Genomic DNA, 23,764 nt, shown 5'->3' with positions numbered 1-23,764 from the left:
TTGCGTTGTGACTTGCGGGTGTGTGACTTGTGGAGCTGCTGTGTGGTTGCCTCGATCTGGTGTAATTCACCTGATCGTTATGAATTACCGAAGGCTGCCAGGCCGGGCCTCGCTGCCTGCCAGTGAGTGAGTGAGCTTGCGGTGGACATCGGAGAGGCCGTTTCCGGGGCACTCGAAGGTCCCTACGAGGGCTGTCCCGTGGTGCGCCGGGAGAGCGTCGAGCGCGCCCTGGAGCGGAGGGCGGAAGAGCTCGCCGAGGCTCAGTGACCCGCCAGTGGGCAGTGACTTTCCACTCGCTGCCCCACTGGATCACCTCACTGACGCTGACCAGCGTAAAGAGCGATCAAGTGAGGCAGTGAGGCCGCTTCCAGAGGTGCCCGGCTCCTCTCCGTACTCCGCCAAAACGCTTTCAGCCGGCCGCCGTGCTCGTGGACGGCGTGGTTGCGCTTGTTGAGGCGGTGCAGGACCTCAGTGGTGCGCACCCGCTTCTCGTCCCATACGACGGCCGCGAGGTCGGCGCCGGAGATGAAGTGCGTGCGGACCGTGACGGGGGCCTTCCCGCGACCGCTACGCCCTCAGCCGCAAGAAGTCCGACCACCTTGACGCCAAGGGCTGGCCAACATCCTGCGCACCGACCCCGCGGAACACCGGCCCTTGCTTTCAGGTCCGCTGGTCAGCGGAGGGGCCGATCAGTAGACCGGCTTGTGAGCACACACTCCCGGGCTTTCCTCGGCGCGTGGAAGGGTGTTCAGTGATGATCAACGTCGACGCACGCAGCGATTACGGAGTGGTGTTCTTCTTCAGCGTCTGCGTCACGCTCGTCAGGCACGCCTGCATGAACTCACCCCGGTCGATCGCCATCGAGGTGTACTGGTTGCTCAGCGACGTGTAGAAGTCGGAGCACGTCGAGTCGTTCGGGGTGAACACCTCGTTGCCCGCACTGTCGTACGTGCCCTGCTGGATCGCACCCGACGCGAAAATCCCCATCAGCGTGGACTTCCCGAACGTCGGCACCTTCTTGGTCACCGTCTTCGTGACCGTCTTCGGCGGCTGGTTCTTCAGCGCCTTCGCCTCGGCCTGCGCCTTGTGTTCTCCCTTGCGCGCGGCGTCGACCTGGCTCTGTCCGTACATCCCCACGGTCACCGCAGCAGCGATGGCCAGGACAGCGACCCCGGTCGCACCGGCTGCGAGGAACTTCAGCCTGCCCCCGCTTCGCTTCTCCTCGATCTCCGGCACCTCCGCCACCAGTCCCTCGACCGGCAGCTCGTCCGTCTTGCTCACTTGCTCATTCCTCCCCAGTGCGACGACTTCTGGGGGCCTCCCCTAGGCCGCGCCGCCGCGGGTGAATCTTCACGGTTCAACTACCTCTCGTCAAGTGATCGTCCCGCCCGTAGTTCGCATCACGAGGCGCACCGCGACACCCCCACTCGGGCCGTCTCTGGGCCGTCCGAGGACGGCCGACGACGGCGGATGACGACAGTCGACGACGGCTCTTTCCCCTGCTCAGAGACGGTGCTTCGGGTACCGGCGTAGGTGCCGATCAGTGAAGCAGAGTTGGGGCGCAACAGAGCTTGCGGGCAGTCAGCCGCTGGCGCGTTCACCTGTCAAGGGATCAGCTGGAGGTCCAGTTCGACCTTCTGCCGGGTGCCCCAACCAGTCTTGTAGCAGGTGGCCATGGCGTACCAGCGCACGAACCGGAACACGGTGAACGCGAAGATCTGCGCAATCGGGGCCGCAAGGAACGTCAGGAAGTGTGACCAGAACGCGTCGTCGCTCCGCTTGAAGCTCAAGTAACGGAGCGCTTGTCCGTATCCGATGAGCACCGGAATCCACAGCAGATCCCACGTCCATTGCTGCTCAACCACCGGCAGGTACAAGAACAGCACTACGAAGATCACGGTGGACAGCACCATCTGCACCCAGCCCAACAGGTGCGCCCAGTAGGCATAGTTGTTCAGCCGTAGGTACCGGAAGCGCCAGAAGGTGCGGATGAAGGCTCCTCGCATCCACCGGGTGTACATGCGGAACAGCTGAGAGAAGTTGTCCGGCATCAAGGTGGTGGCGAAGGCAGTGGGCTGCTGCACCGCCTTACCCCGCTGTAGCGCGTAGATCGTCAGCATTGAGTCATCGGAGAACTCCACCTTTCGGCCACAAAACGTCTCGTTGAGGTATCCGTCCAGGTTGTCGTCGAGGACACCTGAACGATAGGCAGCGAGGACCCCGGAGTTCACGAGCACACCACCGAGCACGGACTGCGCTGATCTGTCCACCAGTTGACCCACAACGAACCACAGGTCCGTCATGCGTACCAGCATGTCCCGCCACTTGCGCGGCTGCCCCTCCTGGTTCACGTTCCCTCGCAGGTTCGAGGCGAGCACGATACCGGCGACGGACTGGATGGCCTTGTCCGCGAAGGGCTTCAAGATCTCCTCAAAGGCGTTCTGGTCCAGGTTCGCATCCGAGTCGACCGTCACGTAGACGTCCGTGATGACGCCTGCCCGCCGAGCACCGGTGACGGCAAGGCCCTGGGCGTGGCGCTTGCCGGGTGTCGGCGTGGATTCCCAGATGAGGGGAATGCGCAGCGCCGTGCACTCCGCCTCGAACCACGCCTTGACCTGGGAGTAATCCACGGAGTTGTCGTTTTCGACGACGATGATGCACTGCGGGAGACGGGACTGGCGAAGGATGGAAGCCAGGCACTCTCGGAAGGCGTTGGGGCCTTCGTTGCGGACCGGGATGGGAACCGTGACCCTAAGCTGGTCCAGCTGCTTCTGCTGCCCTGGGGAGACCTTGCTAGGCCGCTCGGAGAAGTACAGGACGCACTGCCACATGAGCATGAGGAATGCGAGGGAATAGACGGTGGCAAAGCGCTGCCCCTGGCCCTGCCAGGTGTGAATGCCGGAGTAGATGTGGCGGACCAGCCAGATGGAGAGGACCGCCCCCGAGAGGGCGGCCCCTGCCAAGATGCGGGTCCGGGTGCGGCGTACCCGGATCACGTTCATACCTCAGAAACCCCCTTGTTCCTGCGGAACTTCGTCCGGACGAGGACGGCGCCGCCGAGGACGAGCACGACCGCCAGGGCCAGCAGCCACAGCTGCTGGAAGGCGACCCCTCCCACCGTGATGGCGCCGGCTCCAGTAGCGGCGAGGCTCCCGCCTCTCCCCCCTGTGTAGTTCATGATGTTTTGCTCCTGAAATTGGTTGTACTCGACATTTGATAGCCCGCGCTCTCACGAGCGGGGCGGCTCTCGGCCCCGGCTTGTCTTTGTCAGCTCTGCACTGGTCGGCCCGTCCCCACAGGGCACCGGTCAGACAGAACCCTTGAGAGCATGGCCTTGAGGCAAATGGCGAACGTCAGTTGGGTGCCGGGAAGAGAGCTGTGGCTCCCCCAGTGACGGATGTACGCAGCCACATAACGACCCGAATGAGGACTGCCGTCGGATGCCAAGCCGGGAGAGCGACGGGAGTCGTCACATCTCCTGCGTGCACTACCCGCGCTGGGGCCCTTGTGTGGTTGGTGTCACCCCTGCTCCCAGGCGGATGGTTCCTGACCAGTGCGAAGAAGCCGAGGCCGCCTCACCTTCCGGCCCCCGGGCGAACGTGCGGTCGATGACCATCATCGCGGATGGCCGCGATGGGCGTCCGGACGCCCATCGAGTAGGTGATACAGCCGTCAACGAGAGCAGGCGCAACAGCCAGCTCAATCCCCCCATGCCCGGACATACCCCTCCAAGGGCAAGAACCCGATCCATCAATGGTGAAGATCCTGTGCGCAACGTGTATAGCATGCGGGTGGTTGATGTTGAAACTTCATCTTGCTAGCTGGTAGCAGGGAGGCGGACCCGCATGCCTCTGGATGCTCAGCGGCACTCCCCAGAGCAGCGGCATCCCCCTGTGACCACCGTCCCGCAGCCCCTACCGCGCCTACGGCCAGTGGAATCACTCGCCCCCCTGGCGCAACGTCACATCCTTCCGCCATGAACGAACGGAGCCCCGTATGCAGGGCAGTACCCGCAGCATCGCCGTCTTCGGCGCTGGATACATTGGACTGGTCACAGCCGCCTGCTTCGCTCACCTGGGCCACCGGGTCACCGTCCGCGACATCCAACACGAACGCATCCGTCTGCTTAACTCCGGCGAAGTGCCCCTCTACGAGCCGGGCCTGGGTGACCTCCTTGCCGAAAACAAAGAGCGCCTGACCTACACGCTGGACGCCGCAGAAGCCGTCCGCGACGCCCAAGTCGCTTACATCTGCGTTGACACCCCGCCTACCGCCTCCGGAGATGCCAACCTCGCCCGGGTTTGGGCCGTCATAGATGCCCTCAAGGACGCACCCCAACTGACGGCCGTCGTCGTCAAGTCCACTGTCCCGGTCGGTACCGGAGCGCGCATCAGGGCTGCTCTCAACGAGGCCGGCCTCGAACACGTCGGCTACGCCGCGAACCCCGAATTCACCGCCGAAGGCCGAGCCGTCACCGACTTTCTGCATCCCGACCGCATCGTCATCGGCACCGCCGATCACAACACCGTCGCGCTCCTCGCCGAGTTGCATGCCGGCATCGACGGCCCGGTGCAGCAGATGGACGTTGCCTCGGCCGAAATGGTCAAACTGGCTGCCAACGCCCTTCTCGCCACGAAGATCACCTTTATTAACGAGATAGCCACTGTCTGTGAGGCGACGGGCGCCGACGTGACTCACGTCGCCGACGCCGTCGGCATGGATCACCGACTCGGCCGCCACTTCCTCAACGCCGGCCTTGGTTACGGCGGATCATGCTTTCCCAAGGACTCCCGTGCCCTGCGCGCCATGGCCAGCAACAGTGGGTACTCCTTCCAACTCCTCAACGCCGTCATCGAGGTCAACGACCTCCAGCCCCGTCGCGCCGTCCATCGCCTCAAAGCCGAACTCGGCACCCTCAACCAGCGGCGCATCGCCCTACTCGGCATGACGTTCAAACCCGGCACCGACGACATGCGCGAAGCCCCCAGCACCGTCCTCGCCTCCCGCCTCCTCGCCGAAGGCGCCACCCTCACCTGCTGGGACCCCATGGCACGCACCGCCGACACAGCCCCCTGGGCCACCGCAGAACGGCACTCCACCATCATCGAGGCCATCACCGGCGCGGACGCTGCCATCATCGTCACCGAATGGCCCCACCTCCACGACGTCGACTGGGAACAGGCACGCCCCACTATGCGCAACCCCTTGCTCTTTGACGGACGCAACATGCTCGACCCCGACGCCCTTTCACGTGTCGGATACACCTGCATGAGCGTGGGACGCGCCACCACTCGGCCTAGCCCTGACGCCGTCATGCCGCACGCCACGCCAGCCGGTTGCAGCGGCGGCTGAACCAGCAGCTCAGAGTGGTGCCTGCCAACGCTGTAGTGCGTCTGGATGTCTCGGCCGGTCGGCGGGGCATCACTGGCTCAGGTCGTTCGGCTCGGTGGTCGGGACGCGCCTGGCGCCTTCCTGCCCCCAGGCGGCAGCCTGCGTGGCCTGCTGGGCACAGTCGAAGCCCGAAATAGGGGCGCGAGTACTTCGACGACAGGGTCAGGAGCGTGCGCACCATCCCGTACGACGCGGCTGATGGTTCAGGACGGCGGGCATGTCTGTGGTCTACGCAGGCGCGGCATTGACTTCGCCTCGCTGCACGAGGTGGTCGAGATGACCACGCTGGGCGGCGCCTGTGTTAACAGTTGTTGTCTTTCCGATCTTGAGAGATGCGCGTCGAACGGGGGTCCCGATCGGGTGATCGTGGGACGCTTGGCGCATGCGGACAGGGCCTCCTGAACAGCTCGTTGGTGTCGAATCACCGAGCAGCAGGAGGCCCTGATGCAGCAGTCTTCCGTGCCGACGGTTGGGCAGTCCCAGGTCGGTCACCTGGGAGTGTGACTGCCTGGCGCACCGGTTCGGAAACGCCGCCGACACCGGGGTGCGGCAGCCGCGCTACCCGTCGGACATGACGGACGCGGAGTGGGCGGCCGTCCGTCCGTTGCTGCCGGTGCCCGGCTGGATGCGCGGTCGCGGCGGTCGGCTGGAGGCGTACTGCCACCATGCTGTACTCGATGCGATCCGTTACCTCGTGGACAGTGGCGCATCGAGGGTGCGCCGTCAGCCGAGCGCGCCGAAGCTGGGCCGTCCCTGGGCCGTCCGAGGTCGCTCGACAGTGGCCAATGATGACCAACGTCGACTACCAGGCACACGTACCCATTGCTCCTGAACAGCGAAGACGCAGGGCACCAAGATTCCCGCCAAGACCCAGGGCAAGAAGACAGGCCGGGGGCGGCCGTGCAATCGGCCCTCCGAATGCGCGACGAAGTAGAAGGCCCCACCGCGACGGACTGGCACGGTGGGCAGTCCTTTGCTCTGGGTCAGCAGGCTTCTCCGAACTTGACCGCGGTGAAGGTGACCGGCTGCCCGTCGAGCTTGGCCCCGGAGGCCGGTTCCTGGCTGCAGACTTGCCAGTTGGACTCGACGAGGATGAAGCGGTCCTGCCCAGAGGCGTCTTTGACGGTGATGCTGGTACTGCTGTCGAGAGCCTCGCGAGCGACGTTGACAGACTTGCCTGTGAAGTCAGGCATGATGGAACCGGCTGCTTGCGGCTGGGCTCCTTGGTCCTCGGCCGGGCAGGTCTCCTCCAGCTTGACCGTCGCAAAATCGACGGTCGTGTCTGTCGAGTACTCGCCCGCCTCAGGCGCCTGCGAGCAGACCTTCCAGTTGCGGTCAAAGGCCTGCATGCGGCCTCGGCCGGAAGCATCGTGCGAGGAAAGCGCGTAGAAGCCGGCTGCCTGCGCCTGGTCCTGGGCGGACTGGAGACCCTTGCCCCTCATGTCGGGCAGGGCTGCGGTCTTGGCCTTCCCGGTGTTGGCGTCGCTGCCAGTCGTGCCAGTCGCTCCCGGGGCATCGGACTGGCTCTTGCTGGACGCGATGGTGCTGGGCTTGCTTGAAGTGCTGCCCGTGTCGGTGCCTTCGCAGGCAGTGAGCGCGCACAGCGCTGTGACAGTGAGTGCGGCGGCGGTGATGCGGCTGATCATGGTCCCCCCAGGACGGTGCTTGGATCGCAGATGCATGATGCATCAACCAGTGGAGATGCGGTGATTGCGTGACGCCTCTGTGACGTACTTGGGTGGGAACGTGGTCGGGCCCGCCCGGCGCCGGAGCGGCGTCCGGGGCCGTGAAGTCTGCGCCGTGGCGGCGCAAGTGGCAGCCGGCGGCGAGACTTGCCTGGCCGCCGCCGACCACCACCACGTCCACGTCGAGGTGCTGCGTCACGAACCCAGTCGGGCGGCCGTGAACTTCCGCCGCCAGGCGAGCGAGACATGGACCAGGGCGACCAGCACCGGGACCTCGATGAGTGGGCCGACCACGCCGGACAGCGCCTGACCGGAGGTGACACCGAAGGTGGCGACGGCCACCGCGATGGCCAGCTCGAAGTTGTTGCCCGCCGCCGTGAAAGCCAGCGTCGCGGTGCGGTCGTAGGCCAGGCCGATCGCCTTGCCGAGGGCGAACGTGCCGAACCACATCACCGCGAAGTAGGCCAGCAGCGGCAGCGCGATCCGGGCGACGTCCAGCGGCCGCGAGGTGATCGTATTTCCTTGCAGGGCGAAGAGGATGACGATCGTGAACAGCAGCCCGTACAGCGCCCACGGGCCGATCTTCGGCAGGAACTTGGCCTCGTAGTCGGCACGGCCGAGTTTCTTCTCGCCGATACGACGGGTGAGGAACCCGGCGAGCAACGGGATACCGAGGAAGATGACGACATTGAGGGCGATCTTCCACAGGGAGATGTTGAGGTGCTCACCGTCGCCCAGGCCGAGCCAGCCGGGCAGCAGGTCGAGGTAGAACCAGCCGAGCAGGCCGAACGCCAGGACCTGGGGGACCGAGTTGAGGGCCACGAGTACGGCGGCGGCTTCACGGTCGCCGCAGGCGAGGTCGTTCCAGATGACGACCATGGCGATGCAGCGGGCGAGACCGACGATGATCAGGCCGGTGCGGTAGGCGGGCAGGCCGGACAGGAAGATCCATGCGAGCGCGAACATCACCGCGGGTCCCACGAGCCAGTTGATGACCAGCGAGGACACCATGAGCTTCTTGTCGCCGGTGACGGCGTCGAGCTTGTCGTAGCGGACCTTGGCCAGGACCGGGTACATCATGATCAGCAGGCCGACGGCGATGGGCAGCGAGATGCCGCCTACATCCACCTGGGCCAGGGCGTCGTTCAGGCCCGGGATGGCACGGCCCAAGCCGAGACCGAGGGCCATCGCGAGCAGGATCCAGACGGCGAGGAAGCGGTCCAGGGTCGACAGCTTCGCGACGATCGAGGATTCCTCGGGCGGCGCGGCTGCTTCGGTGCGGGTCACGGGCAGGCCCTCTTGTCGCCGGCGGTGGCGCGGGCAGTGGCGGCGAGATCGGCGAACTGACCGGCCAGCGACGCGATGACGTCGGGCTTGAGCCGGTAGTAGGTGTACCGGCCGCACGGCTCCGTCTCCACGACCCCGGCCTCGCGCAGCACCTTGAGGTGGTTGGAGAGGTTGGTCTGCCTGGCCCCCGTCTCCTCGATCAGGTGCGTGGTGCAGAGCGTCTCCCTGGCGAGCAAGGAGACGATCTGGAGCCTGAGCGGGTCGGCCAGCACCCGGATCAGATCAGTATCGACTGACGTCAGCATGGGCTGATACTGTCACATCAGCCTGGAGTGATACCAGTCCGGGCTGATCCCAGGGAGTCGAACTCCACGTTCCGATGGCGACGGCCCAAAGGGGCCCGCTCGGTCCGCTCGTGAAGGAAGAACCGATGTCCTCCAGCCCGCTCGCCTCCGTGCTGTTCGTCTGCGTCCACAACGCCGGCCGGTCCCAGATGGCCGCCGGATTCCTCTCCCACCTCGCGGGCGACCGGATCGAGGTCCGCTCCGCCGGTTCCGTCCCCGGCGACCAGGTCAACCCCGCCGCGGTCGAAGCCATGAAGGAAGTCGGCGTCGACATCTCGGCCGCCACACCGAGGGTCCTCACCACCGAGGCCGTCCAGGCGTCCGACTACGTCGTCACCATGGGCTGCGGTGACGCCTGCCCCGTCTTCCCCGGCAAGAAGTACCTCGACTGGGCCCTGGAGGACCCGGCCGGCAAGGGCGTCGAGGCCGTGCGCCCGATCCGCGACGAGATCAAGATCCGCATCGAGGCCCTGATCGCCGAAATCGACGCCGCCGAGCAGCGCCAGGACTGACGCTCACTGACACCAGCACACGAGCGCGCAGCATCGGTGAGTGTCTGACTGCATGACAACGCTGACGCACAGCGGCGGACGAGCGCGGACGCCTGCGGACCACCGGTGATCCGTCGGTCCGGTGCGCCTCAGTCGGCGATGGTGGCGTACTCATGCGCCGGCGTCCCCTGTACGACGAGTCGACCGCAGTTCGCCCGCGGCGCGGAGTGGCAAGGCCCAGTACGTGCGACGCCTTGCCGCGCCGCCCCCGGGGCCTCCACGGCCACTGCGCACGTCACGCGTTCGAGCTTGGCAGGGGTATGCCGGGCCGGGGGCGGGAGTCGGGGTTTTCGGGCGCTGGGCAGGGCCGGGTCCGAGGTGGCGGATCGGCTGGAACGGCCGCTGCGCGAAGGGCCTCCGGCTGCGACCGTTCCAGATTCTCCCGCTGCGGATGCGAGGGGGGTGACTACTTGAGGCCCGCGCCCTTGTCGGCGATGTGGGAGATCCGGTGGCTGCCGTGGTCCATGTCGACGACCAGTTTGGTGGTGCTTCCCTCGCTCCAGGTCAGGGTGACGACGGCCTCCGTGTTGTTGCCGACGGTGCCGTTGCCGGTGACCTTCCAGGCGAGCGGGACGTTCTGGGCGCGCAGGACGCCGTCGGCGTGCTCCCGGTCCTCCCAGACCGCCAGCTCCTTCTGGAGGGCCGGGGTGAGGTAGTGGTTTCGCAGGGCCTGCCCCAGGTTGCCGCGGTCCTCGTCGATCACCGCGTCGATGTAGGTGCCGTAGAAGTCGGCGATGCGGGTGATGTCGTCGGACGGCTTGCCGCTGACGCTGCGCGGGGCGCCGGCGGAGGCGTGGGCGGTGGCACCGAGGCCGAGGGCGACGGCGAGGACGCCGGCGGCCAGGACGGTGCGGGTCTTGCTCATCATGTGCTGTTCCCCTTTTTTGGGTCGTGCCGCATCACGCCGAATGGCGCGGTCGGTGGTCGATGGGCCGCCCTCCCCACCCCCGTGGCGGAGGGCGGCCCGGTCATGCGGTCAGTGGAGCTGTCCAGGACGGCTCGGGTGCGGCTGGTGACCGGCCGCAGTACGGCGGTCGGGCACCTTGGCCGTGGCGTTCGCCCCTGTGGTGAGCGTCGCGCCGAGGGCGAGGCCGGTGACGACGAGCGCGAGGAGCGGGTCTGTGCGGGTGCGCTCGGGCATGGCTGTCCCCCGTGAATCGGGCATGGCTGTTCCCCGTGCATGAGTGCATGGATGGGGTCTGTCGCCCGTCGCCGGCTGGTCGGTCCGGCCCTCGTCGGGGCGACACCAGGAGCATCGGCCGTCATGGCGGCCCGGCGCAACGCCGGACGCCCCTCCGGCGACGGTGGAACCATCCCAGCCCATCTGACGTGCAGGTACATGGGCCGCCTGGGATACGGGGATACGCGGCAGGACGGGGGAACGGTGCCGACCGGGGACGACGTCGAGCAGTTCGCGGGGCTGCTGCGCCGGCTGAAGGACCGCGCGGGACGGAGCTACGGCTCGCTGGCCCGGCGCGTCAACATGAACACCTCCACGCTGCACCGCTACTGCGCGGGCGAGGCGGTCCCGCAGGACTACGCCCCGGTGGAGCGCCTGGCCGTCTTCTGCGGGGCGACACCGGAGGAACGCCTCCAACTGCACCGCCTGTGGCTGCTCGCGGTGGCGGCACGGCAGCGGCCGAGAGCTGGTGAGCGGACGACGGAGCCGGCCAGGGCCGGTCAGGGAGCAGGGGCCGAGGGGCTGCTGGAGCCGACGGGGGGCGACCGGGCTCCGGGTCCGGCCAGCCGGACGGCGCGGGGCCCGGGCGGCGGCGCGCACGGCATGGGTGGCGATGCGAGCGGCATCGGTGGTGGCGCGGACGACAGCGGCGATGACGGGGGCGGCACCGGCGGCGGCGCCCCCGTCACCGGGGGTGACGGTGACGGGGGCGGCGCGAGTGGTGCGTCGTCGCGGCTCGACGCGCGGGCACCCGGCGCCGGGCGCCCCGCTTCCGACGCTTCCGGTCCGGGCGGTCCGGGTTCGACGGCCCGGTGGGGGGCGGCCCGCTCGGCCGGACGGCCCTGGTACCGCCGTCGCCGTACCGTCGTCGGCGCCGCCGCGGCGACCGTGCTGCTGGTGACGCTGGGCAGTCTGTCGGCGCTGTCGGCCGGCCGGTCGCACGACGACTCGGCCAGGGCCCCCGCTCAGTCCCGTACGACAGGCACCGGCACGGCACACCGTCCCCCGGCCGCCAGGACCAGCCCCTCCCCCAGCCGTTCGCCTTCGCCCTCCGCGGCAGCGCATGCTGCGGGGCCTCCCGAGGCGGACGGCGGACCGCCGGCGGACACGACGAGCGCCGCCCCCGTGACGGCCGGTGTACCGCTCGCCTGGACCGCCGATTCCCAGATCTGGCGCGGCGGTTGCGGACATGACTACGTCATCGGCAAGGAGCCGGACCAGGTGCCCCCGCCGCCGGTGCAGCAGGATGCGGGGGCGTGGGCGGCGACGCAGGGGGCGGTGCACGGCCGGGAGTCGATGGTGCGGATCTCGGTGCAGGGGAAGTCGTCCACGGCCGTGGTCCTGGAGGCCCTCCGGGTCCGTGTCGTCAGCCGCGGCACCCCGGTCACCGGCACCGTGTACGCCATGGACCAGGGCTGCGGCGGTGACCTGACGCCCGGTTACTTCTCGGTGAACCTGGACGTCAACCGCCCGGTCGCCCGTGCGCGCCGCGGTGACGACAGCGGGAAGCCCCTCCGGCGGTTCCCCTTCCGCGTCTCCGCCGGGGAGCCGGAGGTGCTGCTGGTCACCGCGACGACCGAGACCAGCGACTGCGCCTGGTACCTGGAACTGGACTGGTCCTCCCAGGGCCGCACCGGCACCGTCCGCATCGACGACCACGGCCGCCCGTTCCGCACCAGCAGCATCAAGGGCCTGCCGCGCTACTGGTACGGCACCAACGACCATGGTGTGCGCCAGTGGGTGCCCACCGCCGGCTCCTGAAGTGCGCCGCAGGACCGGCGACGCCGCGGCCTCCCCTGAGGTTCGGCTACACCGGCGAGCAGGCCTACCTGCCCCTCGGGTCCGCCCCCATCGAGGGACGCATCAGCGGGATCGTCGACATCCCCAACGCCCAGCCCCACCGGCGGGGCTGCCGCTTCCCGCCCGACCACCGGTCACGAGCCGCAGCAGCCGCCCGCCGCAGTCTCTTCGGCTGGTGCGCTCATGCCCAGCCGGATCAGTTGCGGTGCCGGTGTGCAGCACTCGCCGCCGGTCCGCTCCCCTTCGGGGGCGTCGAAGAGGCCCGCGCCGCCGCACACTCCCGTTTCCGGGAGGGTGAGTTCGACACGGTCGGCGGACTCGACGTCGCCTGCGAGGGCCGCGACGACGGAGCGGACCTGCTCATAGCCGGTCATCGCGAGGAAGGTCGGGGCGCGGCCGTAGGACTTCATGCCGACCAGGTGGACGCCCCGCTCCGGGTGGGCCAGTTCGCGGTGGCCGTGCGGGGGGACGGTTCCGCACGAGTGCTGGTTGGGGTCGATCAGCGGTGCGAGGGCGACCGGGGCCTGAAGGCGTTCGTCCAGGCCGAGGCGGATCTCCGACAGGAAGGACAGGTCCGGCCGGAAGCCGGTCAGGACGAGCACCTCGTCGACGGGGTCCAGGCGGCGGCCGTCGTCCGCGACCAGGACCAGGCGGCCGTCGGCGTCCGGTTCGACGGCCTCGGTGCGGAAGCCGGTGACCGGCTCCGCGTGGCCCGCGTCGACGGCGGCCTTCGCCGCGAGTCCCAGCGCGCCGCGGGCGGGGAGCTGGTCCGCGGCCCCGCCGCCGAAGGTGGAGCCGGACAGGCCCCGGCGCACGATCCACACCGCCTTCGTGCCCGTGCCGTCCCCGGCCCCGGCCAGGTCGGCGAGCAGTGCGAGGGCGGTGAAGGCGGACGCCCCGGAGCCGATGACGGCCGTGCGCCTGCCCGCGTACCGGGCGCGGACGGCCGGGTCCCTCAGGTCGGGGACGCGGTAGCCGATCCGCTCGGCGGCGGCGCGCTCACCGAGCGCGGGCAGACCGCTGCCGCCCGCCGGGGCGGGTGTGCCCCAGGTGCCGGAGGCGTCGATCACCGCGCGGGCGAACAGCCGCTCCTCCCGGCCGTCGGTGTACTCGACGTGGACCACGAAGGGCTGGTCCTCCCGGCCGGCGTCGACGACGCGGTCGCGGCCCGCGCGGGAGACGCCGGTCACCCGCGCACCGGTACGCACCGTCTCGCCGAGGACCTCGGCGAGCGGCTGGAGGTAGAGGTCGGCCCAGTCGCCGCCGGACGGGTAGGCCGTCGGGTCGGGCCTGGTCCAGCCGGTGGGGGCCAGCAGCTTCTCGGCGGCCGGGTCGGTGACCTCGCCCCAGGTGGAGAACAGCCGGACGTGCGACCACTCGCGCACGGCGGCGCCGGCGGCCGGGCCCGCTTCCAGGACGAGGGGGCGAAGGCCCCTGCCGACGAGGTGTGCGGCGGCAGCCAGTCCGACGGGTCCTGCCCCGATCACGACCACGGGCAGCTCGGTGTTGGACGCGCTCACGGCGACTCCTTGTACTTGCTTCGACGTTTGTCGATGGATGGCGATCTCAGCATGGCAGTCTGATTCGACTAACGTCAACATAGACACACGTCGAACTCACACCTGGACGGGTTCGACGTGTGTCAACATAGACATATGTCGAATGCCGAAGTGCCGCCCGTGCCGGAGTCCGACGGCCGGGACGTGGTGCCCTGCTGCCCGCCGCTGACCGAGCGGCCGATGGCGGCCGAGGAGGCCGAGACGGCCGCGCGGATGTTCAAGGCACTGGGCGATCCGGTGCGGCTGCGGCTGTTCTCCGCGATCGCCTCGCACGAGGGGGGCGAGGCGTGCGTGTGCGACATCTCCGACGTGGGGGTCTCCCAGCCGACCGTCTCCCACCACCTGAAGAAGCTCAGGGAGGCCGGGTTGCTGACCTCCGAGCGACGCGGAACCTGGGTCTACTACCGGGTCGAACCCTCCGTGCTCGCCGCGATGGGCAGGCTGCTGGCCGTGCCCGTGGCGGTCTGAGCGGTGGCGGGCGAGGAGAGGACGGTGCAGAGCGGCGGGTCGAGCGCGGTGATCGTGCCGCTGGCGGTGGAGCATGCCGCGCAGGTGCTGGCCATCTACCAGGCCGGTATCGACGAGGGCGACGCGACCTTCGAGACCAGCGCGCCGTCATGGGAGGCGTTCGACGCCGGGAAACTCCCCGGGCACCGTTTCGCCGCCCTGGACGCGGACGGGACGGTGCTCGGCTGGATCGCCGCGAGCAGGGTCTCCGACCGGGCGGCGTACGCGGGTGTCGTCGAGCACTCCGTCTACGTCCACCCCGCCGCCCGCGGTCGCCGGGTGGCCTCGGCGCTGCTGAAGGCGCTGATCGACTCCACCGAAGCGGCCGGCGTCTGGACCATCCAGTCCGGCATCTTCCCCGAGAACACCGGCAGCCTCGCCCTGCATCGGCGGGCCGGCTTCCGGGTGATCGGTATCCGCGAGCGCATCGGCCGCCACCACGGTCGCTGGCGCGACGTCGTCCTGGTCGAGCGCCGCAGCCCTCGGATCGGCTGAGCGGCCGGCGCGGGCGCTTGACCCGGTCCGCTGGTCCGCTCCCCCATGGCCCGCTGCGGCGGCCCGGCCCCTCCGGCCCCACGGCCCGCCGCCGCGTGCGTCGACGGTGGAACCGCCCGCCCCGGTGGGGCAGTCTTCTCCCTCGTGGGGAGCGTTCCGTATCAGGGTGGTGCGCCGGGAGGCTCCGGCGCGCACATGGTGGTGTGCGGGGACGACGGCCTCGCGCACCGTCTGGCCGCCGAGTTGCGCGGGGTGTACGAGGAGCAGGTCACGCTGGTCGTGCCGCCCAGCGAACGCACGGTCCGCCCGCCGGTGGTCGGCCGCACCCGGGCGGCGTCCACGTTGCTGGACCGGGTGGTCAACGCGGCCGTGAGCCGGACCGGGACCAACGGCGCGAGCGGCCCGGCCCCCGGCGGGGACCGCGTCGTGGAGGCCGCCGAACTGACCGAGGCGGTGCTGGCCGACGCCGGCGTGCAGCGGGCCGCCGCGCTGGCGCTCGTGTACGACGACGACGAGACGAACATCAGGGCGGCACTCACCGCCCGCCGGCTCAACCCGCGGCTGCGGCTCGTACTGCGCCTGTACAACCGGCGGCTGGGGCAGCACATCGAGGAACTTCTCGACCAGGCCGCCGCATTGGCGCTCGGGGACGGAGACGGGGAGGGGGACGGTGCCGAGGCCGGCTCCGGGTTCGACGCCTCCACCACCGTCCTGTCCGACGCCGACACGGCGGCGCCCGCGCTGGCCGCCGGCGCCGTCGCGGGCACCAGCAAGGTCGTGCAGACCGACGGGCTGCTCCTGCGTGCGGTGGAGCGGCCTCCGCCCGCGCCGGGGCAGGTCGCCGATCCCGGGCTGTGCACACTCGCGCTGCTGTCGGCCACCAGCAGCGACCCGGCCGGCGCGGACGGCTCCGAGGGCAGCGGGGAGCAGGGGCCGCGGCTGCTGCCCGACGAGGCCGCGGTACGGGCGGCCACCGGGCGTGGCGCCGTCGTGCTGGAGCAGGTGTCGTACTCCGGTCCGCCGCTGGCGGCGGGTCGTGGGGTCTCCGGTGTCGTGCCGCCGCTCACGTCGCTGTTCTCCCGGCGGCTGCGCTGGTCGCTGGCCGGTCTGGTGGGCTGCGTGTTCGCGCTCGCGGTGACGCTGTGGCTCGTGACCGGCGTCCATCCGCTGGGCGCGCTCTACCTCACGCTGCTCGACCTGTTCGCCATCGACGACCCGGCCCTGGGGTCGTCGACGGGCCGTCAGGTGCTGCAACTGCTCTCCGGACTGGTCGGGTTGCTGCTGCTGCCGGTGCTGCTGGCCGCCGTACTCGAGGCGCTGGGGACCTTCCGGTCCGCGTCCGGGCTGCGCAAGCCGCCGCGCGGGCTCGGCGGGCACGTGGTGCTGCTGGGCCTCGGCAAGATCGGCACCCGGGTGCTGACACGGCTGCGGGAACTGCACATCCCGGTGGTGTGCGTGGAGTCCGATCCGGAGGCGCGGGGCCTGGCCGCGGCACGGAGGCTGCGGGTGCCGGTGGTGCTCGGGGACGTCACGCAGGAGGGCGTGCTGGAGGCCGCGAAGATCCACCGCGCGCACGCGCTGCTCGCGGTGACGAGCGCCGACACGACGAACCTGGAGGCCGTGCTGTACGCGCGGTCCGTCCGCCCCGACCTGCGGGCCGTGCTCCGCCTCTACGACGACGACTTCGCGACCGCGGTGTACCGCACCCTGCGCGCCGCGCACCCGCGTGCGCTGACCCGCAGCCGCAGCGTGTCCCACCTGGCCGCGCCCGCGTTCGCCGGGGCGATGTTCGGGCGGCAGGTCCTCGGGGCGATCCCGGTGGAACGGCGGGTGCTGCTGTTCGCGGCCGTGGGCGTCGCCGGGCATCCGCAGCTGGAGGGCAGGACGGTCGCGGAGGCCTTCCGCGCCGGCTACTGGCGCGTGCTGGCCCTGGACACGGGCGTGACGGACGGGGAGCGCCGGGAGCCGGCCGGGCAGGCGGCGGCCAGGGACGCCGGACACGGGTCGGGGCTGGTGTGGAACCTCCCGGGCACGTACGTCCTGCGGGGCGAGGACCGGGTGGTGCTGGCGGCGACCCGCAGGGGCCTGGCGGAACTGCTGGGCCGCCGGTCCCGCGAACGGGCCGGGGCCTGACCCCGGCCGGCACCCCGCGACGGCCCGGCGCGACGGCCCCCCGGCGGCGCCGGCGGGCCGCCTGCTCCGCGTGGGCGCGCCGGCCCCTCGGTCCACGGCCCGCGCGGCCCCGGACCGGCCACCCACCCGGCCCCGGAACAGCCCACCGGCCCACGACCCACCGCCCGGGGGGACGGACCGCCTCAGCCGCCGGCGCCTTGCCTGCTGCGGCTGCGCTGCCCGCCAAGGACCGCCACCGGCCGACTGCCCGCCACGGCTCCGGGTGCCGGCTACCGACCACCCGCCGACTGCCGCCCACAGCCCCGCCCACCGGCCACGCCTGCCGCAGCAGCCGCGCGCCGCGGTCGGCGGAGGGGACGGCACCGGCGGCCCGGGCTCCGGTCCGGCCCCTGCCCGCGGCCCGGCGCCGCCGTCGCCGGGGCCCGTCCTCAGCCGGTGCGCCGGGGCAGGTGGCGCTGGGCGAACTCCAGCTCCAGGCGGACCTGCTTGATCCGCTCGTCCACCACCAGCGAGCCGTGGCCGGCGTCGTAGCGGTAGACCTCGTGGACGGCGCCGCGCGACTCCAGACGCTTGACGTAGTTCTCGATCTGGCGGATCGGACAGCGCGGGTCGTTGACGCCGGCGGAGATGTGGACCGGGGCCTTGACCTGGTCGACGTACGTCAGCGGGGAGGAGGCCTCGAACCGCTCGGGCACCTCCTCGGGCGTGCCGCCGAGCAGGGTGCGGTCCATGGCCTTCAGCGCCTCCATCTCGTCGTGGTACGCCGTGACGTAGTCGGCGACCGGGACCGCCGCGATGCCCAGCGCCCAGGCCTCCGGCTGGGTGCCCAGACCGAGCAGGGTGAGGTAGCCGCCCCAGGAGCCGCCGGTGAGGACGAGCCGCTCGGGGTCGGCGAGGCCCGAGCCGATCGCCCACTCCCGCACCGCCGCGATGTCCTCCAGCTCGATCAGGCCGACGCGGTGCTTGAGCGCGTCGGTCCAGGCCCGGCCGTAGCCGGTGGAACCCCGGTAGTTGACCCGGATCACCGCGTACCCGTGGTCCACCCAGGCCGCCGGCGCGGCGGCGAAGGAGTCGCTGTCGTGCCAGGTCGGACCGCCGTGGATGTCGAACACCGCGGGGAACGGCCCGGTGGCGCCCGCGGGCTTCTGGACCAGGGCGTGGATGCGGCCGCCCGGCCCCCGCACCCACACGTCCTCCACCGGCACCGAGCCCGGGGACTTCATGCCGGGCGGGTCCAGGACGACCCCGCCCGCCGTGGAGCGGACGACGGGCGGCTCGGCCGCCGACGACCACAGGTATTCCACGCTGCCGTCGGGTCGCGGCGTCGCCCCCGAGACCGTGCCGGCGGGCGTGGGGATCCGGGTCAGCTCACGGGCCCCGAGGTCGTAGCGGAACAGCTCGCTGCGCGCCTCGAAGCCGTGCGCGACGAGGAGCGCCCTGCCGTCCGGGTACCACTCCGCGCTCACGTCGCCGGGCAGCTCCAGCGCCAGGTCCGTCTCCTCGCCCGTCGCGACGTCCCACACGAGCGGCTCCCAGCGGCCCCGCCGCTGGTGGCCGATGAGCAGCCGGGTGTCGCCGTCGACCGGCGCGAACCCGAGCACCTCGAGGCCGAGCTCCCGCGTGCCGCCCTTGGTGTCGTCCAGCTCGGCGACCGGCGAGCCGTCCGGGCGCACCACCCGCAGCGCCGAGTGCATCGCGTCGCCGTGCTCGGTGTGCTCGACGGCGATCAGCGAACCGTCGTGGGACAGGTCGCCGACGTGCGCCGACTCGCGGTGGCGGTAGATCTCCACCGGCTGCCCGCCCGCCCGGGCGAGGTGGATCGTGGTGCCCTCCTCGTCCGTGGAGCGGCCCACCACCGCCGTGCGGCCGTCCCGGCCCAGTGCGAGGCCCGCCGGGTACGAGGCGCCCAGGCCCGGCACGGCCGCCTCGTCGGGTCCGCCGGTGAACGGCTGACGGCGCCAGACGCCGAACTCGTCGCCGTCCTTGTCGTCGAACCACCAGACCCACTCGCCGTCCGGCGAGAGCACGCCGTCCGTCGTGCCGTTCGGCCGGTCCGTCACCTGGCGCTGCTCACCGGTCGCCCGGTCCCAGGCGTACAGCTCGTACGTCCCCGTGGCGTTCGACACGAACAGGGAACGGTCCGGTGCGTCCTCCGCCCAGTCCGGCAGCGACACCCGGGGTGCCCGGAAGCGCTTCTCCCAGTCCGGCATCTCCTCGGTCCGCGCCCGCAGGCCCCGCTGTTCACGCTGGTCCCGCGAGTCGGACCCGTTGCTCTCATTCATGGCCCCATAGTGCCTGGACCGCCGGACAACACGCTGACGGCGGCCACAGCCTGTGGACAACGTCGACCCGACTCCTCCTCACTCCTCACCTTCCCCACGCGGGACCACCCCGCCGGGGCGCACCCGGACGCGCCCGGGCGGAGCACCCCGACACGCCCCACCGGGGCGGGCGCCCATGCCGTACGCCTCGAACGCCTGCGCGACAGCCTCCGGTCCCACCCCGCGGCCGGTGCGTGCCGCGCAGTGCGTACCGTTGAGGGCGTGTACCGGTTCCTGCTGACGCCCCGCTGGTGGGGCATCAACGTCTTCGTGCTGCTCGCCATCCCCTTCTGCGTGTTCATGGGGACCTGGCAGCTCGGCCGCTTCGAGGACCGGGTGCAGGAGCACCGGGCCACGAACGAGCAGGCCGCCTCGAACCGCTCGGAGGCGGCGCGTCCACTGGCGCAGCTGCTGCCTGTGGACAAGCGGACCTCCGGGAGGCGGGCCACGGCCACCGGCCGGTACGGCATGCAGCTGCTGGTCCCGGACCGCGAGCTGGACGGCAAGCGGGGCTACTACGTGCTGACGCTGCTGCGCACCGACGGCTCCGGCAAGGCCCTGCCGGTCGTGCGCGGCTGGCTGCCCGGGACCGCGGACGCGGCGAAGGCCCCGGCCCCGCCGGCCGGCGAGGTCACGGTCACCGGTGCGCTCCAGGCGTCGGAGACGCCGGGCGAGAACGGCGTGAGCGCCAGGGGCGGGCTGCCGGCCGGGCAGACCGCGGCGATCAGCGCGGCGTCGCTGGTCAACCTCGTGCCGTACGACGTCTACGACGCGTGGGTCACCCTCGACCACGCCGACTCCGGGATGACGGCGGTGCCGGCGAGCGCGCCGCAGAACACCGGACTGGACCTGAAGGCGTTCCAGAACCTCGGCTACACCGGTGAGTGGTTCGTGTTCGCCGGGTTCGTGGTCTTCATGTGGTTCCGGCTGGTTCGGCGCGAGGCGGAGTACGCGCGGGACGCGGAGCTGGGCCTGGTGCCGGACGAGGCCGCCGCGGCCGGCCCCGCCCCGAAGAGCCCGTCCGGCGTCTGAGCCGGCCGCCTGCGGGGCCCGGAGGCCGGTGCGGCTCCGGACCCGCCCGGCCGGCCCGCGCCGCCGTTCAGGACGCCGTGAGCACTCCGGTCCGGTACACCGTCCCCGCGCACGCGTTGGACACCGTCGCCGAGACCGTCGGGGCGCCCCCGTCCGCGGTGTACGACACCACGACGCCGCCGTCCGCCGGGCCGTCCTGGACCAGCTGGGTGGTGGTGCCCGTCTCGCCCGACGAGGTCGCACCGCCGCCGGAGCTCACCGGCTGGCTCGGCGACGGATCGGGCGAGGGGCCCTCGGTGGCGGTGCCGCCGGTGGTGCCGCCGCCCGTGGTGGGGCAGGTCTGCGAGGGCACCCAGGCGAACTTCACCACGTACGACGCACCGGGCTTCAGGACGAGCCCCGGCACCTCGGTGGACGGGTCGGGCAGTCCGGCCGCGGCGTCCCCCGAGGTGTGGGCCAGGACGCTGATGCTGCCGGGGTCCGCCGCACCCTGCGGGAGGGTGCTCACGGTGCCGGTGCCGCCGACGGTGCAGCTCCGCGAGGAGACGTTGCCGATCCGGAAGGTGCCGTAGACGGCGCCCGCCGAGTCGGGCGGGGCGACCGTCGCCGAGGCGGAGCCGAGCTGCGCGGACGTGCACGCGGGGGCGCCGCCCTGTGAGGCGGAGGGGTCGTCCGTGCCGCCGCCGGAACCGCCGCCGGTCCCGGCGCGCCTGTCCCCCTTCCGGCCGTCCCCGGTGCCGTCCCGGTCCTTGTCGGTGGACTTGCCGTCGGGGCCGCCCGTGGCGCGCGGTCCGCCGTCCGGTCCCCCGCCCTCGCTCGTGCCGCCCTGGGCCTGCGAGGCCTGGCCGGCGATGGCGGGGCTGGCGGTGGACCCGGTGGAGTTCGAGACGTGCACCAGGGCCGGGACGGCGGTGCCGACGAACAGCGCGGCGGCCGCCATGCCGACGGCTGCCTGCCGCTTGCGGGCCCGCCGGGCGGGCACCGCGCGCCGGAGATGGTCCAGCGTTCCGTCGCTCGGGGCGATGTCCTCGACCGCCTGGTGCAGCAGCCTGCGCAGGGCCAGCTCGTCCGAGTCGAACCCCTCGAGGTCCATTTCGTCGGGGCTGTGGTTCACGGTGTCGTTCCCAGCGTGCGATTGCGTGTGCTCTTGCTCGTGCGGCCGCGGGGCCCCGGCCTCGTCCACGGGGGCGGGCCCGGGCGTCCGGGCGGTGTCGGCGGGGTCGCGCTGCTCGCGCGGCCGCCGCTCCTCGCCGTTCGCGCTCATGCCCGCGCCTCCATGGCGATCCGCAGTGCGGCTATGCCACGGGAGCCGTACGCCTTGACCGAGCCCAGCGAGATGCCGAGGGTCTCGGCGACCTGGGCCTCGGTCAGGTCCGCGAAGTAGCGCAGCACCAGCACCTCGCGCTGCCGGCGCTGGAGCCCCTTCATCGCCTTGATCAGCGAGTCGCGCTCGAGCTGGTCGTAGGCCCCCTCCTCGGCGCTCGCCATGTCCGGCATCGGCTTGGAGAGCAGCTTCAGGCCGAGGATGCGCCGGCGCAGGGCCGAGCGGGAGAGGTTCACGACGGTCTGCCGCAGGTAGGCGAGCGTCTTCTCGGGGTCGCGGACCCGCTTGCGCGCCGAGTGCACGCGGATGAAGGCCTCCTGCACGACGTCCTCGCAGGAGGCGGTGTCGTCCAGGAGCAGGGCCGCGAGACCCAGGAGCGAGCGGTAGTGGGCGCGATACGTCTCGGTGAGGTGGTCGACGGTGGTGCCGGCCGCCACGGTCTCCTCGGCGCCGTCACGCTGGTTCGGTATGCGGGCGGGCCGCGCAGCGGGCATGGGCGCGATCACCGGCATGCCGCCGGGCGCCCCGGGCATGCGGGGGCGGAGCGCCCCGCGGGGCGGCCGGAGGGCCGTGCCGCGGGCCGCCAGGGGAAGTCCTCCCGCCCCGGCGGAGCCGAGGGCGGGGGAGAAGTCGAGTACCTCTGCCACGCCAGTTGGACACGTCTGCCCCCGCAGGGGTTGTACGTGCCGGGCATCACTTTTGCGCCGATCGACGCGGCCGACCACGTGCGCGTGCCCGCCGGCACCACGGACGGTGCCCCAAGTGCACTCATGTGTCCCGCTCTTCCCCTGTGTCCTGAATGCTCGGGCCGTCCCCACGTCCCGCAGCGTCCCCACGCCCCCGACGGGCGTCCGCAAAGACGCTCCCCGCCCTTCGCGCGGTTGCGAAAGACGGGGAGGGAAATCTTCGGACGCCGAGGCGACGCGGATCAAGTGGCCCGGGCCACCGGCCGCTTCACATTCCTTGACCGAGATCCTACAAACGTATCAGCGGTAACCAGGAGTTTTACCGGACGGTAGTCGCCCGAGACCCCCCCAATCCTGGCGGCGGGCGCGCGCGGTCCGCGCTCCCGGGCCGGGCGGATCACGCCGACTCGGCCGCCAGGAGCTCCGCGATCTGGGCCGCGTTCAGCGCCGCGCCCTTGCGCAGATTGTCACCGCAAACGAAAAGTTCGAGCGCCGTCGGGTCGTCCAGCGCCCGCCGCACCCGCCCGACCCACGTCGGGTCCGTGCCCACCACGTCGGCGGGGGTGGGGAACTCGCCGGCCGCCGGGTCGTCGTACAGGACGACCCCGGGTGCCGTGGCGAGGATCTCGCGGGCCCTGTCGACGGTGACCTCGTCCTCGAAGCGGGCGTGCAGGGTGAGCGAGTGAGCGGTGACCACCGGGACGCGCACACACGTCACGGCGACCGGGAGCCGGGGCAGCCCTAGGACCTTGCGAGACTCCTCCCGCACCCGCATCTCCTCCGACGACCAGCCTTCCGGGCACAGCGAGCCGGCCCACGGCACGACGTTCAGCGCGACCGGCTCCGGGAAGGGCCCGGTGTCGTCCCCGACGGCCCGCCGCACGTCACCGGGGCTGGTGCCCAGCTCCGTACCGGCGACCAGGGACAACTGCCGGCGCAGGGTCTCCACGCCCGCGCGCCCCGCCCCGCTCGCGGCCTGGTAGGCGGAGACCACCAGAGCGCGCAGCCCGAACTCGGCGTGCAGGGCGCCGAGCGTCACGATCATGGACAGCGTCGTGCAGCCCGGGCCCGCGACGATGCCGCGCGGCCGCCGCCGGGCGGCGTGCGGGTTCACCTCGGGTACGACGAGCGGCACGTCCGGGTCCATCCGGAACGCCGCGGAGGTGTCGACCACCACCGCGCCCTTGGCGGCGGCGACCGGCGCCCACCGCGCGGCCACCTCGTCGGGCACGCCGAAAAGGGCGACGTCGATCCCGTCGAGGGCTTCCTCGGCGAGGGCGACGACCTCGGCCTCCTCCCCGCGCACGGCCAGCTTGCGGCCGGCCGAGCGCGGCGAGGCGATCAGGCGGATCTCGCCCCAGATGTCCGCGTGCTGGGACAGGATCTGGCGCAGGACCGTGCCGACGGCCCCGGTCGCTCCCACGACCGCGAGCGCCGGTCGGGCGGTCATCGCCGGACGCCTCCGCGCG

21 protein-coding genes and 1 pseudogene are annotated in these 23,764 nt (G+C 71.4%); 9 read left to right on the top strand and 13 right to left on the bottom strand.

Annotated elements, in window-relative coordinates; genetic code table 11:
• Positions 1-141: 141 nt before the first annotated feature.
• The gene (locus tag ACWDNY_RS14660; protein ID WP_451646105.1) at positions 142-267 is read left to right on the top strand and encodes a hypothetical protein; all 126 of its coding nucleotides are present in this window, start codon (positions 142-144) and stop codon (positions 265-267) included.
• A gap of 513 nt (positions 268-780) precedes the next feature.
• Here the strand turns inward: ACWDNY_RS14660 and ACWDNY_RS14655 are convergent.
• From ACWDNY_RS14655 to ACWDNY_RS14645, 3 genes are all read right to left on the bottom strand, one after another.
• A complete protein-coding gene (locus ACWDNY_RS14655) occupies positions 781-1,281 on the bottom strand; it encodes a hypothetical protein (protein ID WP_451646104.1) in 501 nt (166 codons plus the stop codon).
• Between the two features lie 323 nt (positions 1,282-1,604).
• Positions 1,605-3,002 (bottom strand): glycosyltransferase, encoded by a 1,398-nt coding sequence (locus ACWDNY_RS14650; RefSeq protein WP_451646103.1) that lies wholly within the window; start codon positions 3,000-3,002, stop codon positions 1,605-1,607.
• Entirely contained in the window at positions 2,999-3,178 is a 180-nt protein-coding gene (locus tag ACWDNY_RS14645) for a hypothetical protein (RefSeq protein ID WP_451646102.1), read from the bottom strand. The genes ACWDNY_RS14650 and ACWDNY_RS14645 overlap by 4 nt, the downstream gene beginning before the upstream one ends.
• Before the next feature lie 818 nt (positions 3,179-3,996).
• On the opposite strand from ACWDNY_RS14645, the gene ACWDNY_RS14640 reads away from it, so the two are divergent.
• The gene (locus ACWDNY_RS14640; protein ID WP_451646101.1) at positions 3,997-5,352 is read left to right on the top strand and encodes a UDP-glucose dehydrogenase family protein; all 1,356 of its coding nucleotides are present in this window, start codon (positions 3,997-3,999) and stop codon (positions 5,350-5,352) included.
• 1,022 nt (positions 5,353-6,374) lie between these two features.
• Here the strand turns inward: ACWDNY_RS14640 and ACWDNY_RS14635 are convergent.
• The 3 genes from ACWDNY_RS14635 to ACWDNY_RS14625 form a co-directional block, all read right to left on the bottom strand.
• Positions 6,375-7,037 carry a hypothetical protein gene (locus tag ACWDNY_RS14635; protein WP_451646100.1) on the bottom strand — a complete coding sequence of 221 codons (663 nt, stop codon included), beginning with the start codon at positions 7,035-7,037 and terminating at the stop codon, positions 6,375-6,377.
• A 234-nt stretch (positions 7,038-7,271) separates the two neighbouring features.
• On the bottom strand, positions 7,272-8,363 hold the full coding sequence (gene arsB, locus ACWDNY_RS14630; protein WP_451646099.1) for an ACR3 family arsenite efflux transporter: 1,092 nt from the start codon (positions 8,361-8,363) through the stop codon (positions 7,272-7,274).
• Complete coding sequence (locus tag ACWDNY_RS14625) at positions 8,360-8,668, bottom strand: ArsR/SmtB family transcription factor (protein ID WP_451646098.1); 309 nt, start codon at positions 8,666-8,668, stop codon at positions 8,360-8,362. The genes arsB and ACWDNY_RS14625 overlap by 4 nt, the downstream gene beginning before the upstream one ends.
• Before the next feature lie 125 nt (positions 8,669-8,793).
• Between ACWDNY_RS14625 and ACWDNY_RS14620 the strand changes: the two genes are divergently transcribed.
• On the top strand, positions 8,794-9,219 hold the full coding sequence (locus ACWDNY_RS14620) for an arsenate reductase ArsC (protein ID WP_451646097.1): 426 nt from the start codon (positions 8,794-8,796) through the stop codon (positions 9,217-9,219).
• A gap of 445 nt (positions 9,220-9,664) precedes the next feature.
• Here the strand turns inward: ACWDNY_RS14620 and ACWDNY_RS14615 are convergent, their stop codons facing one another.
• Together ACWDNY_RS14615 and ACWDNY_RS14610 are read right to left on the bottom strand one after the other, a co-directional pair.
• Entirely contained in the window at positions 9,665-10,126 is a 462-nt protein-coding gene (locus ACWDNY_RS14615; protein WP_451646096.1) for a hypothetical protein, read from the bottom strand.
• Positions 10,127-10,234: 108 nt separating this feature from the next.
• Positions 10,235-10,423, bottom strand: a complete 189-nt coding sequence (locus ACWDNY_RS14610; protein WP_451646095.1) for a hypothetical protein — start codon at positions 10,421-10,423, stop codon at positions 10,235-10,237.
• Positions 10,424-10,597: 174 nt separating this feature from the next.
• Between ACWDNY_RS14610 and ACWDNY_RS14605 the strand changes: the two genes are divergently transcribed.
• The gene (locus tag ACWDNY_RS14605; RefSeq protein WP_451646094.1) at positions 10,598-12,199 is read left to right on the top strand and encodes a helix-turn-helix domain-containing protein; all 1,602 of its coding nucleotides are present in this window, start codon (positions 10,598-10,600) and stop codon (positions 12,197-12,199) included.
• 38 nt (positions 12,200-12,237) lie between these two features.
• A pseudogene (locus tag ACWDNY_RS14600) lies at positions 12,238-12,330 on the top strand (acetamidase/formamidase family protein); the annotation flags it as partial.
• Positions 12,331-12,372: 42 nt separating this feature from the next.
• On the opposite strand, the gene ACWDNY_RS14595 reads toward ACWDNY_RS14600, so the two are convergent.
• Entirely contained in the window at positions 12,373-13,758 is a 1,386-nt protein-coding gene (locus tag ACWDNY_RS14595; RefSeq protein WP_451646093.1) for an NAD(P)-binding domain-containing protein, read from the bottom strand.
• A gap of 135 nt (positions 13,759-13,893) precedes the next feature.
• Between ACWDNY_RS14595 and ACWDNY_RS14590 the strand changes: the two genes are divergently transcribed.
• The 3 genes from ACWDNY_RS14590 (at position 13,894) to ACWDNY_RS14580 (ending at position 16,932) form a co-directional block, all read left to right on the top strand.
• Complete coding sequence (locus ACWDNY_RS14590; RefSeq protein WP_451646092.1) at positions 13,894-14,265, top strand: ArsR/SmtB family transcription factor; 372 nt, start codon at positions 13,894-13,896, stop codon at positions 14,263-14,265.
• A 24-nt stretch (positions 14,266-14,289) separates the two neighbouring features.
• On the top strand, positions 14,290-14,799 hold the full coding sequence (locus ACWDNY_RS14585) for an N-acetyltransferase family protein (RefSeq protein ID WP_451646091.1): 510 nt from the start codon (positions 14,290-14,292) through the stop codon (positions 14,797-14,799).
• 195 nt (positions 14,800-14,994) lie between these two features.
• Entirely contained in the window at positions 14,995-16,932 is a 1,938-nt protein-coding gene (locus ACWDNY_RS14580; RefSeq protein ID WP_451646123.1) for an NAD-binding protein, read from the top strand.
• A 428-nt stretch (positions 16,933-17,360) separates the two neighbouring features.
• Here the strand turns inward: ACWDNY_RS14580 and ACWDNY_RS14575 are convergent, their stop codons facing one another.
• Positions 17,361-19,214, bottom strand: coding sequence for a prolyl oligopeptidase family serine peptidase (locus tag ACWDNY_RS14575; protein WP_451646090.1), 1,854 nt, complete (start codon positions 19,212-19,214; stop codon positions 17,361-17,363).
• Positions 19,215-19,475: 261 nt separating this feature from the next.
• On the opposite strand from ACWDNY_RS14575, the gene ACWDNY_RS14570 reads away from it, so the two are divergent.
• On the top strand, positions 19,476-20,285 hold the full coding sequence (locus ACWDNY_RS14570) for an SURF1 family protein (RefSeq protein ID WP_451646089.1): 810 nt from the start codon (positions 19,476-19,478) through the stop codon (positions 20,283-20,285).
• Positions 20,286-20,352: 67 nt separating this feature from the next.
• Here ACWDNY_RS14570 and ACWDNY_RS14565 read toward each other — a convergent pair whose 3' ends face one another.
• The 3 genes from ACWDNY_RS14565 to ACWDNY_RS14555 all read right to left on the bottom strand — a co-directional run bounded on the left by ACWDNY_RS14565 (position 20,353) and on the right by ACWDNY_RS14555 (position 23,745).
• The gene (locus tag ACWDNY_RS14565; RefSeq protein ID WP_451646088.1) at positions 20,353-21,549 is read right to left on the bottom strand and encodes a hypothetical protein; all 1,197 of its coding nucleotides are present in this window, start codon (positions 21,547-21,549) and stop codon (positions 20,353-20,355) included.
• On the bottom strand, positions 21,546-22,256 hold the full coding sequence (locus ACWDNY_RS14560) for a SigE family RNA polymerase sigma factor (protein ID WP_451646087.1): 711 nt from the start codon (positions 22,254-22,256) through the stop codon (positions 21,546-21,548). The genes ACWDNY_RS14565 and ACWDNY_RS14560 overlap by 4 nt, the downstream gene beginning before the upstream one ends.
• A 436-nt stretch (positions 22,257-22,692) precedes the next feature.
• Complete coding sequence (locus ACWDNY_RS14555; protein ID WP_451646086.1) at positions 22,693-23,745, bottom strand: aspartate-semialdehyde dehydrogenase; 1,053 nt, start codon at positions 23,743-23,745, stop codon at positions 22,693-22,695.
• Positions 23,746-23,764 lie beyond the last annotated feature (19 nt).

Source organism: Streptomyces sp. NPDC003697, assembly GCF_053587115.1.
Note: the sequence above shows the minus strand (reverse complement) of the source record. Positions and strands in the feature narration are given on the sequence as shown.

What these genes read in the sequence shown, in the direction of transcription:
- ACWDNY_RS14650 (WP_451646103.1), bottom strand. Translation starts at nt 3,002, where the DNA reads ATGAACGTGATCCGGGTACGCCGCACCCGGACCCGCATCTTGGCAGGG.
- ACWDNY_RS14645 (WP_451646102.1), bottom strand. Translation starts at nt 3,178, where the DNA reads ATGAACTACACAGGGGGGAGAGGCGGGAGCCTCGCCGCTACTGGAGCC.
- ACWDNY_RS14640 (WP_451646101.1), top strand. Translation starts at nt 3,997, where the DNA reads ATGCAGGGCAGTACCCGCAGCATCGCCGTCTTCGGCGCTGGATACATT.
- ACWDNY_RS14635 (WP_451646100.1), bottom strand. Translation starts at nt 7,037, where the DNA reads ATGATCAGCCGCATCACCGCCGCCGCACTCACTGTCACAGCGCTGTGC.
- ACWDNY_RS14625 (WP_451646098.1), bottom strand. Translation starts at nt 8,668, where the DNA reads ATGCTGACGTCAGTCGATACTGATCTGATCCGGGTGCTGGCCGACCCG.
- ACWDNY_RS14620 (WP_451646097.1), top strand. Translation starts at nt 8,794, where the DNA reads ATGTCCTCCAGCCCGCTCGCCTCCGTGCTGTTCGTCTGCGTCCACAAC.
- ACWDNY_RS14615 (WP_451646096.1), bottom strand. Translation starts at nt 10,126, where the DNA reads ATGATGAGCAAGACCCGCACCGTCCTGGCCGCCGGCGTCCTCGCCGTC.
- ACWDNY_RS14610 (WP_451646095.1), bottom strand. Translation starts at nt 10,423, where the DNA reads ATGCCCGATTCACGGGGGACAGCCATGCCCGAGCGCACCCGCACAGAC.
- ACWDNY_RS14605 (WP_451646094.1), top strand. Translation starts at nt 10,598, where the DNA reads ATGGGCCGCCTGGGATACGGGGATACGCGGCAGGACGGGGGAACGGTG.
- ACWDNY_RS14590 (WP_451646092.1), top strand. Translation starts at nt 13,894, where the DNA reads ATGTCGAATGCCGAAGTGCCGCCCGTGCCGGAGTCCGACGGCCGGGAC.
- ACWDNY_RS14580 (WP_451646123.1), top strand. Translation starts at nt 14,995, where the DNA reads ATGGTGGTGTGCGGGGACGACGGCCTCGCGCACCGTCTGGCCGCCGAG.
- ACWDNY_RS14575 (WP_451646090.1), bottom strand. Translation starts at nt 19,214, where the DNA reads ATGAATGAGAGCAACGGGTCCGACTCGCGGGACCAGCGTGAACAGCGG.
- ACWDNY_RS14565 (WP_451646088.1), bottom strand. Translation starts at nt 21,549, where the DNA reads ATGAGCGCGAACGGCGAGGAGCGGCGGCCGCGCGAGCAGCGCGACCCC.
- ACWDNY_RS14555 (WP_451646086.1), bottom strand. Translation starts at nt 23,745, where the DNA reads ATGACCGCCCGACCGGCGCTCGCGGTCGTGGGAGCGACCGGGGCCGTC.